The 10,145-nt window shown below is 73.7% G+C and carries 6 protein-coding genes; 1 reads left to right on the forward strand and 5 read right to left on the reverse strand.

All coding sequences use genetic code 11. The features are described from left to right. Positions 1 to 193 precede the first annotated feature (193 nt). Positions 194 to 1,255, forward strand: coding sequence for a Gfo/Idh/MocA family oxidoreductase (locus ACFU0Y_RS14685; RefSeq protein WP_380215264.1), 1,062 nt, complete (start codon positions 194 to 196; stop codon positions 1,253 to 1,255). Between the two features lie 28 nt (positions 1,256 to 1,283). On the opposite strand, the gene purU is transcribed toward ACFU0Y_RS14685, so the two are convergent. The 5 genes from purU to ACFU0Y_RS14710 all read right to left on the reverse strand — a co-directional run. Continuing rightward, on the reverse strand, positions 1,284 to 2,150 hold the full coding sequence (gene purU, locus ACFU0Y_RS14690; RefSeq protein WP_380215265.1) for a formyltetrahydrofolate deformylase: 867 nt from the start codon (positions 2,148 to 2,150) through the stop codon (positions 1,284 to 1,286). Positions 2,151 to 2,778: 628 nt separating this feature from the next. Then, positions 2,779 to 3,924, reverse strand: a complete 1,146-nt coding sequence (locus ACFU0Y_RS14695; RefSeq protein WP_380215266.1) for a VIT1/CCC1 family protein — start codon at positions 3,922 to 3,924, stop codon at positions 2,779 to 2,781. A 251-nt stretch (positions 3,925 to 4,175) separates the two neighbouring features. After that, positions 4,176 to 5,414 carry a benzoate/H(+) symporter BenE family transporter gene (locus tag ACFU0Y_RS14700; protein WP_380215267.1) on the reverse strand — a complete coding sequence of 413 codons (1,239 nt, stop codon included), beginning with the start codon at positions 5,412 to 5,414 and terminating at the stop codon, positions 4,176 to 4,178. Positions 5,415 to 5,584: 170 nt separating this feature from the next. After that, positions 5,585 to 6,997: a hypothetical protein gene (locus ACFU0Y_RS14705; protein WP_380215268.1), complete on the reverse strand. Its 1,413-nt coding sequence runs from the start codon at positions 6,995 to 6,997 to the stop codon at positions 5,585 to 5,587. 205 nt (positions 6,998 to 7,202) lie between these two features. Continuing rightward, a partial coding sequence (locus ACFU0Y_RS14710; protein ID WP_380215269.1) for a DEAD/DEAH box helicase occupies positions 7,203 to 10,145 on the reverse strand: 2,943 nt, incomplete at its 5' end.

The raw sequence follows: 10,145 nt of genomic DNA on the forward strand, positions 1-10,145 counted from the left end.
CGGCGCGGAACTGGAGGAGCTCACCCACGAGCTCGAGCAGCTCGGCGGGCACACCTCCCAGATGCAGCAGGTCCAGGCCGACATGGCCGAGTCCCAGGCGCGTCCCCGCGCCTGACCCCGACCCCGGCCCTGCCCCCGACGCCTCGGGGGCGGGGCCGGTCCCACGCCCGACCCTGTGAGAGGAACCCCCGTCATGACCGTCCGGATCGGACTGATCGGCGCCGGCCGCATCGGCGCCATGCACGCCGCCCACCTCGCCGCCCTGCGCGATCCCGGGGGTGAGCCGGCCGTGCGCCTGAGCATCGTGGACGCCGTGCCCGGGCAGGCGACCGCCGTGGCCGGCCGGACAGGGGCGGTGCCGCTGCCCACGGTCGAGGCGCTGCTCGACCACGGCGTGGACGGCCTCGTCGTCGCGACCGGCACGGCCACGCACCCCGAGCTGATCCGGGTGGGCCTGACGGCGGGGCTGCCGGTCTTCTGCGAGAAGCCGGTGGCGCTGTCCGTGGCGGAGGCGCTGCCCCTGCTCGAGGAGATCGAGCGCGCGCAGGGCGTGGTGCAGATCGGGCACCAGCGACGCTTCGATCCCGGCTACGTCCGGGCCCGGGAGCTGCACGCCGCGGGCGAGCTGGGCTGGCTGCACACCGTGCGCGCCGTGACCGGGGACATGACCCCGCCGCCGGTGGAGTTCCTCGCGACCTCGGGCGGTCTGTTCCGGGACTGCTCCGTGCACGACGTCGACGTCCTCCGCTGGATCACCGGCCGCGAGGTCGTCGAGGTGTACGCCCGCGGGTCCAACCGCGGGGACCCCCGGATCGGCGAGGTGGGGGACGTCGACACCGCGCTGGCCGTGCTCACCCTCGACGACGGCACGGTGGCCACCGTGGCCGCGACCCGCTACAACGGCGCGGGCCACGACGTGCGGCTCGAGCTGCAGGGCTCGAAGGGCTCGGTGGCCGTGGGGATGGACGAGCACATGGCCCTGCGCTCGGCCGAGCCCGGTGTCGGGTTCCCGGCCGGGCCGGCGCACACGACTTTCCACGAGCGCTTCGCCGAGGCGTACCGCCGGGAGATGGCCGCGTTCGTGCGGGTGGTGCGCGGGGAGATCCCGAGCCCGTGCACGGCCCGTGACGCCGTGGCCGCTTCCCGGGTGGCCGACGCCGCGCAGCAGTCCCTCGAGACGGGCGTCCCGGTCCGGGTGGAGCCCCTCGGGGCGGCCGACGTCCCGGTGCGGGCGGTCCGGCCGGCGCGGGCGTGAGCGCGACCGGCCGTCCCGCGGCGCGGTGTCAGACCAGGACGATGGTGCGGTTGCCGGAGAGCACCACACGGCCCTCCGCGTGCCACTTCACCGCGCGGGACAGCGCCTGCATCTCGGCGTCGCGGCCCACCGCCACGAGGTCCGCCGGGGTGTGGGCGTGGTCCACGGGCATGACGCGCTGGGCGATGATCGGGCCCTCGTCGAGGTCCGCCGTCACGTAGTGGGCCGTGGCCCCCACCATCTTCACGCCCCGGGCGTAGGCCTGGTGGTAGGGCTTGGCGCCCTTGAACGAGGGCAGGAACGAGTGGTGGATGTTGATGCACCTGCCCGACAGCTCCCGCGTCAGCTCGTCGGAGAGCACCTGCATGTAGCGGGCCAGCACGACCAGCTCGACGTCGTAGCGGTCCACGAGCTCGAGCAGCCGGCCCTCGGCCTGCGGCTTGGTCGCCGCCGTGACGGGGATGTGGTGGAAGGGGACCTCGTGCCACTCCACGAGGCTCTTGTGGTCGAGGTGGTTGGAGACCACGGCCACGATCTCGATGGGCAGCTCGCCGATCCGGGTGCGGTGCAGCAGGTCCGTGAGGCAGTGGGAGAAGCGGGAGACCATGACGAGCACCCGGGTCCGGCGCTGCGCGGAGACCAGCCGGAACCGCATGTCGTGCTGCTCCGCCACCGGGGCGAAGCCCTCAGTCAGGGACTCGACGGTGGCCGTGCCGGCCTCGCTGACGGTGTGGCAGCGGATGAAGAACTCGTCGGTGAACCGGTCGGAGAAGTGCTTCACGTCGAAGATGTCGCAGCCCTGCTGCGTGAGGTTGGACGCGATGGCGCTCACGAGCCCGTGGGCCTCGGGGCAGTGGACGGTCAGGACGTGTTCGACGGTCCCCTGGGCGGGCATGGGCGGGCTCCTCGGCGCTGGTGACGGGTGCGCCGCGCGGGTCCGGTCTCGACGACGGCGGGCGCGGCCCTACGATCCTAGCCCCAGCGGGCAGGAGGCCGGGACGGCGTGCCGTGCCGGGCGGCCGGTGCACGGCGGGAGCGGTGTCGACCGATGGCCGCGGGAACGGGCGGTAGGAGTCCGCCCGGCGCGGGGAGAGATGCGCCTCCCATGGAGGACCCGCGGCCATCGGCAGGCGTTGAACGCCTCAACAGAGGAGAGCCGTGGGCTGAGCGGCTTTCAGAACACGGGTGCCGCAGACGGTGCACCCCCCAGTGCGTCCGAATCGGTCCTACCCGTGCAATTTCCCCCATTGCTGTGGTTCTCACCACGATCGCCACCTTAGCCGACCCGGTGCCGCGTGTGCACCCGGTTTCCACGGGCAATTCCCAGGACGGACCACGAACGCCCCTCGGACGGGCGGCCGTGGCCCGCCGGCCCGGGACCGGGAGCGGGGAAACGCCCGCGATGTCCGCTCCCACCAGGCTTTTCGCACCGAGGTCTCCGGCGGAAGCGTCCGGCGCCTCCTCCGACTGTCCCCCTAAGTGAGGACAGTCGTCGTTCGCTTTCGTGACACCCTGCGCCGGGGTCAGGCCACGCTCGTGTTGAACAGCAGACCGAGCAGATAGGTGGCCAGGGCGGCACCGTAGCCGATGGCGAGCTGGCGCAGCCCGCGCTTCCAGGGCGAGGCGCCGGAGAGCAGCCCGACCAGGCCGCCCGTGACCAGCAGGGCGAGACCGACCAGCGCGAGGGCCACGAGCATCGCGGGCACGCCGGTGAGACCCGCGAGGTACGGCAGGATCGGGATGATCGCCCCGGAGGCGAAGAAGCAGAAGCTGGACGCCGCGGCCCCCAGGTCGGTGCCCAGGGCCATCGTGGAGTGCGGCTCCGGCTCGTCCTCCACGGTGTCCCGGAACGACCGGGAGGGGTCGCAGTCGCACTCGAAGAATCCCAGCCGCTCCGCGGCGCGGTGCTCGGCGGCCTCCTCGCTCATGCCCCGCGCCCGGTAGACCAGCACGAGCTCGTTGGCGTCCAGGTCCAGGTTCGGCGCCACGTGCAGGGTCACCTGGGTCGGCTGGGAGGCGTCGAGCAGCTCGCGCTGCGAGCGCACGGACACGAACTCCCCGGCCCCCATGGAGAGCGCCCCCGCGAGCAGGCCGGCGATCCCCGCGAAGAGCACCATCCCGGGGGAGGTCCCGGTGGCGCCCACGCCCATGACCAGGGCCAGGTTGGACACGAGGCCGTCGTTGGCGCCGAAGACCGCCGCCCGGAAGTTGCCGGAGAGCTTGTGCCGGCCCTCCGTGGCGAGCGCGCGGATGATCTCCTCGTGCACCGCCTCGTCGGCCGCCATGGCGTCGGACGCGTCCTCCTCGCGCTCGTAGGGGGAGCGGCTCTCGGCGCGCTGGATCAGGGCCAGGACGAAGACGGAGCCGAAGTGCGTGGCGAGGAAGATGAGCAGCCGGGAGTACAGGGACGGCCGGGCCTCGGCGCTCGCGTGCGGCCCCAGCAGGCGGACCCAGTGCTCGGCGTGGCGCTGCTCGGCCTCGGCGACCTGGTGCAGGATCTCCTGCTCCCGGCCCGTGCTCCGGGCGGCGAGGAGACGGTAGATCCGCGCCTCGGCGCGCTCCTCGGCGAGGTACTTGCGCCAGCGGCGGATCTGCCCGCGGTCCGGCTCGGCCGGGCGGACGGGGTCTCCCCGGGTCGTGGGGGAGCGGTCATCGGGTGCGGGGTCCATGGGGGCCTTCCTCGGGCCGCGGCGGCCCCGGGCAGCACAGCGCGCTCGGGGTCCGACCGGGGTGCGGTGTCGTCCGGAAGGTCTCGTTCGCCCGCGGGCACGGGTGGGCTGCCGGGACTCCTCGTCGAGACCGGGATGGCGACAGACCGACGGGTGCGCGGCACCCGGGAACTACTCCCCTTCGCTTCCCGACGAGTGTAGACCGGGGGCGGCGGCCCCGGGTTCCGGTGCACCGAAGGCGACCGGGGCGCTCAGGCAGAGCCGGGCGCCGCGGGGCGGCGCAGGATCGCGTACGCCGCGATGCCCGCGAGCATGCCCCAGAACGGGGAGACGATGCCGTAGGGGGCGATCCCGGAGACCGTGACCACCAGGGTGATGAGGGCGGCCTTGATGACCGCCGGCTGGTGCCTGCCGGGGTGCATGCTGTCGAAGAAGGAGCCCTGCAGCGCGCCCAGCAGGGCCGCGCCGGCGAGGGCCGTGACCATGCCCGGCGGGATCGCCGAGAACGCCGCCACCACGGTGTCCGCGAACAGGCCGAAGACGATGTAGAAGATCCCGCAGGAGACGCCGGCCACGTAGCGCCGGGCGATGTCCGGGTCGGACTCGGGGCTGGTCGCGATGCCCGCGGTCACGGCGCCGAGGTCGAGGGCGTGGCTGCCGAAGGGGGCGAGCGCGACCGAGGCCACGCCCGAGGCGCCGAGCAGGCGGCGGTCCCGCGCGGGGTAGCCGGCTGTGTGCATCATCGCCAGACCCGGGGCGTTCTGCCCGGCCGCGGTCACGATCAGCAGCGGAATGCTGATCGCGGCGATCGCCTCCCACGAGAGCGTGGGCACGGTCAGCACCGGCTGCGTGAGCGGCAGGTCCAGGGCCACGGGCTCGATCCGACCCCGCAGGAGAGCGGCCAGCACCCCCAGGCCCAGGGCCGCGAAGACCGCGTAGCGGGGGCAGTAGCGCCGGCCCAGGAGGTAGCCGAGCACCAGCGCCCCGGCCGCCCACGGGTTCTCGACGACGGCCGCGGCCACCTTGATGGCGATCGGGAACAGCACGCCCGCCAGGACGGCCGCGGTGACGGGCCGGGGCACCGCGGCCAGGATCCGCCCGATCAGACCGGTCACGCCCAGCAGCGGTCCCAGGACACCGGTGACGAGGTAGGCGCCCACCGCGTCGGAGAAGGAGTAGTTCCCGAGCGAGGTGATCAGCAGCGCCGCCCCGGGGATGGACCACGCCACCATGACGGGCTGTCGCGTCCACAGGCTCATGACGGCGCACGTGATCCCGGAGCCGACCGAGACGGCCCACAGCCAGGAGGAGGTGAGTTCGGGGCCGAGTCCGCCCGCCCGGGCGGCCTCGAGGACCACGAGCACGGGGCTCGAGCAGGAGACGACCACGGCCACGAAGCCCGCGAGGGTCGCCGACGCGGACCCGTCCCGCCGGAGCCCTCGGCCCGGCCGGGCGGCCAGCCCGGTGGTGCTCGGCGCGTGGCGGCCCATGGGGTGCTCCCGGGGGCGGGGCCCGCGACGGGGCGGAGTGCCGGCACCGGGGAAGGGGGCCCCGGCGACGGAACAGCGGACCGTGCCGGCCTAGGACGCCGCTTCTCCGGGGATAGATATCGATCCTGCATGACTGCCCGGCTCCGGGATATGGATCGCCCGGTCGGAGCTCAGGAGTCGACGGTGTCCGCGGACGACGGAGCGTGCCACTGCCGCCGGTCGGGGGCGATCACGGAGGCCTCGTCGCGGTTCTCCGCGGGGAACGAGCCCACGCCCCAGTGGTAGCGGTACGGGTCCGAGCAGCCCCAGCCGAAGCGCAGGCCCTCCACGAGCTTCTGCGCCGCCTCCGGGAAGCCCAGCGGGGCGGTGGTCCACGGCTGGTCCCGGCCGGCGGGCTCGTTCCACTCGTCCTCGTGGAAGAAGGTGGCGTCCACGGGCCAGGCCGCGTCGGTGAGCTGGCCGCCCGAGAGCACGGCGCACTCCACGCCCTGCGGGCCCACGCCGGCCCAGGCGACAGGAGCCTCCGAGCGGTCGTCCTCGCGCTCGTACTCCACCACGAGGAAGTCGTTCCAGGGCAGCCGGGCGAGGACCGTGGCGATGAGCCGGCGCAGGTCCTCCCAGACGCCCTCGTCCGCCACCGGGACGGCCTCGTCGGAGAGGACCACGCCGATGCCGGCGCGGCCCAGCATCTCCTGGGCCTCCGGTGTGGCGAGGTCGGACCAGGTCCTCGTGTCGGCGAACCCGTCCCCCGGGGGCTCGCCGGCCGGCTGGCGGGCGGAGGCGAAGCGCATCGCCTCCTCCCAGGAGCCGAAGAACCGCCGGACGCCGTCGAAGTATGGACGGCGGGTGCTGCCCGCCTCCTGCTCGACGACCCACCGGCCGTAGCGGGCCGTGGTCGGGTGGTGACCGGTGCTGCGGCAGTGGGAGAGGAACGCGGTCACGGCGGTCGCGTACTCCTCCTCCGTGAAGACGTGCTCGCGGGCGGGCTCGGTGCCGGCGCTCAGGCCGATCCGCTCGAGGGCCACGTCCCACCGCCCGCCGCCCAGGCGCTGGGAGACGGTGCGCTCGGGCACGGGCCAGTGGTGGGCGAGCACGCACAGGAAGTCGGACTCGGTGCACAGTCCCAGCCGGGCGATCTCGTAGCTGTGCGCGCTGAGCGGCCGGCAGGAGGACGCCCGGGCGCAGTGCTGCTGGGCGGCCCCGATGAGCCCCAGGGTGCGCCGCGTGAGCGAGCCGTCGGCGTCGGACGCGGCGAGCAGCCCGGTGACGTCGCGGACCAGGTCCGCGCTCAGGTGCAGCGCCGCGTAGTCGGGGTCCGGGGCCAGGCCGAGGTGCTGGGCCATCACGAGCCAGACGCCGGCGCCGACCGCGCCGTCGGTGATCTCCGGGGTCGAGGGGTCCTCCGTGAAGCGCTCCCCGAGGTGGGCGATCGCCGCGTCCAGCAGCGCGACCGGCTCCTCCGGGAACAGCAGCTGGAAGCGCATCCGCACCTGTCCGCGGGTCATGCCGCGCTCGGCCATCGCGTGGATCAGCGAGCCATAGCGCTGCACGAAGGCTGCGAGGCCCGCCACGGCGTAGGGCATGGGGGTCCTCCGGTCGGATGGATGGTCGGAACGGCTCGGGGACGGTGCCCGGGTCGCAGGGGGCCGCGCCGTCGTACGGCACCACGCCGCCGCACGACACCGCGCACTTCCGATGCTAGTCGGTGCCCGCCGGTGCCCGCGCGCCCCGGGCCAATGTGACCCCCCGATGACGGGTCCGCGACCGGCCGGTGCACGACACCGCAGGTCAGCTCATGAGCAGCCCCCGGATGTCCTCTGCGGTGAGGGCGCTCGAGAACATCCTGTCGTCGTCCAGCACGGCGGTGAACAGCCGCGCCTTGCGCTCCTTGAGCTCCATGACCTTCTCCTCGATCGTGTCCCGGGCCACGAGCCGGTAGACCATGACCTTCTTCTGCTGGCCGATGCGGTGCGTCCGGTCCACGGCCTGCTCCTCGGTGGCGGGGTTCCACCACGGGTCCAGCAGGAAGCAGTAGTCCGCCTGGGTGAGGTTGAGCCCGAAACCGCCCGCCTTGAGGCTCACCAGGAACACGGGCACCTCCCCGGAGGTGAACCGCTCGAGCACCCCGGCCCGGTCCGTGGTCGAGCCGTCCAGATAGGCGTAGGGGATCCGCAGCTCGTCCAGGCGGGCCGCGGCCTTCTTCAGGAAGCTCGTGAACTGGCTGAACACCAGGGGCCGGTGGCCCTCGGCCACGATCTCCGGAAGGTGCTCGAAGAGCAGGTCGAGCTTGCTCGAGGAGACGTCCGCCGCGGGGTCCACGAGGGAGGCGTCGAGGCTGAGCAGGCGCAGGGTGGTCAGCGACTGGAAGATCGTGAACCGGTTGCGGTCGAGGTCGCGGAGCAGTCCCAGCACCTTCTGCCGCTCGCGCTGCAGGCGCGTGTCGTAGATGCGGCGGTGCGCGGGGGAGAGCTCCACCTCGATGGTCTGCTCTAGCTTGGGCGGCAGCTCGAGGTCCACGGACTCCTTGGTGCGCCGGAGCATGAGGGGCTTGACGCGGCGGCGCAGGCGGGCGAGCGCGGCGGCGTCCTCCCCGCGCTCGATGGGCCGCTGATAGGTCTCCGTGAACTTCCGCCGGGACGGGAACAGGCCGGGCGCGGTCAGGGACAGCAGGGCCCACAGCTCCACGAGGCTGTTCTCGAGGGGGGTGCCCGTGATCGCGAGCTTGAACGGGGCGTCGAGCTCCTTCGCGGCCCGGTGCGCCTTGGTCCGGGGGTTCTTGACGAACTGCGCCTCGTCGAGGAGCACCCCCGCCCAGGACAGCGCCCGGTAGGCGGCCTCGTCCAGGCGCAGCAGCGTGTAGGAGGTCACCACCACGCGGGCGCCCGCCGCGGAGTCCGCGATCCCGGTGCCGGCCTTGGCCTGGGTGTCGGTCACGCCCACGACCGGCAGGGACGGGGCGAAGCGGCGGATCTCCGCCGTCCAGTTGGGCACCACGGAGGTGGGCGCCACCACCAGGAACGGCGGGAGGTCCGGGTCGCGCTCGACGGCGCGGCAGATCAGGGCGATCGCCTGGACGGTCTTGCCCAGGCCCATGTCGTCGGCGAGGATCCCGCCCAGGCCGTGGTCCCACAGCACGCTGAGCCACGCGTAGCCGTCGCGCTGGTAGGGGCGCAGCTCGGCGTGCAGGGTCGCGGGCACAGGGGGCGCCTCGACGGCCTGGAGCTCCAGCAGGGAGCGCACCCCCTCCCGCCAGGCCTCGGCCTGGTCCGTGTCCGTCGCGACGTCCTCGAGGTCCTGCCACAGTCCGGCCTGGTGCCGGTGGATGCGCAGCGGCCCTTCAGGGCTCTCCTGCAGCGAGCGGGCCTCGGCGATGAGCTCGCGCAGCCGGTCGAACTCGGGGCGGTCCAGGGCGAACCAGGACCCGTCCGGGGCCATCATCACGTCCTGGCCGAGGTCGAGGGCGCGGAAGACGTCGGCGAAGGAGATGTAGAACTCTCCCACCTTGACCGTGACCCCCAGGTCGAACCAGTCGCGGCGCTCCGTGGCGGCCGTGCTGACCGTGATCGTCGGCGGCTCGGCGATCTGCTGGTAGGCCCGCCGCCCGCCGGTGTGTTCGATCCGCAGGTCGGGGATCTTCTCCAGAGCGGGAAGCCACTCCCGCACGAGCACCAGGGCGTCCTGCGCCACGTAGCTCGAGCGGCGGAAGTCCACGCCCGGCGCCCGGTGCCGGACCGCGGCGGTGACCGCCGTCTCCCAGGACGACTCGCGGTGCACGGGCTCGTCCGCGAGCGGGTCCTCGGGGCGGAAGGGCAGCAGGATCCGCTCCCGGCCCTTCTGGTACTCCCACTCCCAGCGGGCGCGGATCGTGAGCTCCTGGTGCTCCAGGGTGAGCACCAGTTCGGGATCGGCGACCTGCGGCAGCTCGATGGACCCGTCGCCAGTGACCACGTCCATGCTGCGGTGCAGCCGCGGGAAGTATCGGTCGAAGAACTCCTGGACCTCGTCCTCCGGGATCCGCAGTCCGCCCGCCGTGTCCAGGAAGCGGCGCTGCTCGCGGGTGAGCCTGGTGGCCAGGGGGACCAGCCGCAGCGGGAAGGCGTTGAGGTCCTCGGTGTCCGCGACGTCCTGCGGCTCCCCGTCCGGGGCGAACAGTCCGTGCCCGGGGTCGCCGATGATCCGGGCGGTCGCCAGCGCGATCCGCCGCCCGCCGCTGTCGACCGTGGGCCGCAGCTCGAGGTCCTTGCCCGGTCCGCGCACCACGTCCACGTGGAAGCGGCCCGGCTCCTCGACCGTCACGGGCAGGCCGTGCTCCCGGCCCACCAGGGTGATCCCGGCGGCGTCGGCCCGGGCGAGGATGCCCCACAACAGGGGGGAGGCGTAGGAGTCGAGCCGGATCCAGTGCCGGTCGTGCACAGCCCAGGGGGAGCGGGTGGCGCTCAGCGCCCGTAGTTCGTCGAACCAGTCGACCTGCGCGGGGCTCAGCGCCCACCGGCCGGCGTCCGCGGTGACGGACTCCCAGTCCAGCCCGCCCTTGATCCACCCGCCCCGCCGGCCCCGGCGCACCGGGCGGACGTACAGATGCCACGGCGAGCCCGCACGCCCGGTGCCGTGCACGTACCGGTACGGCTCGCGGCGCAGGTCGAACTCCAGGGCCACCCCCTCCGGCTCCTCGGCGGGCGGCTCCGCGGGGTCCTGGCCGCCCAGGATCTCGGTCAGGGCGTCCTTCCAGTC

It is taken from the genome of Kocuria sp. NPDC057446 (assembly GCF_042802875.1).
Lineage (GTDB): Bacteria > Actinomycetota > Actinomycetes > Actinomycetales > Micrococcaceae > Kocuria.

Coding starts and splice junctions, on each gene's coding strand:
- ACFU0Y_RS14705 (WP_380215268.1), bottom strand. CDS start 6,997: ATGCCCTACGCCGTGGCGGGCCTCGCAGCCTTCGTGCAGCGCTATGGC.
- ACFU0Y_RS14695 (WP_380215266.1), bottom strand. CDS start 3,924: ATGGACCCCGCACCCGATGACCGCTCCCCCACGACCCGGGGAGACCCC.
- purU (WP_380215265.1), bottom strand. CDS start 2,150: ATGCCCGCCCAGGGGACCGTCGAACACGTCCTGACCGTCCACTGCCCC.
- ACFU0Y_RS14700 (WP_380215267.1), bottom strand. CDS start 5,414: ATGGGCCGCCACGCGCCGAGCACCACCGGGCTGGCCGCCCGGCCGGGC.
- ACFU0Y_RS14685 (WP_380215264.1), top strand. CDS start 194: ATGACCGTCCGGATCGGACTGATCGGCGCCGGCCGCATCGGCGCCATG.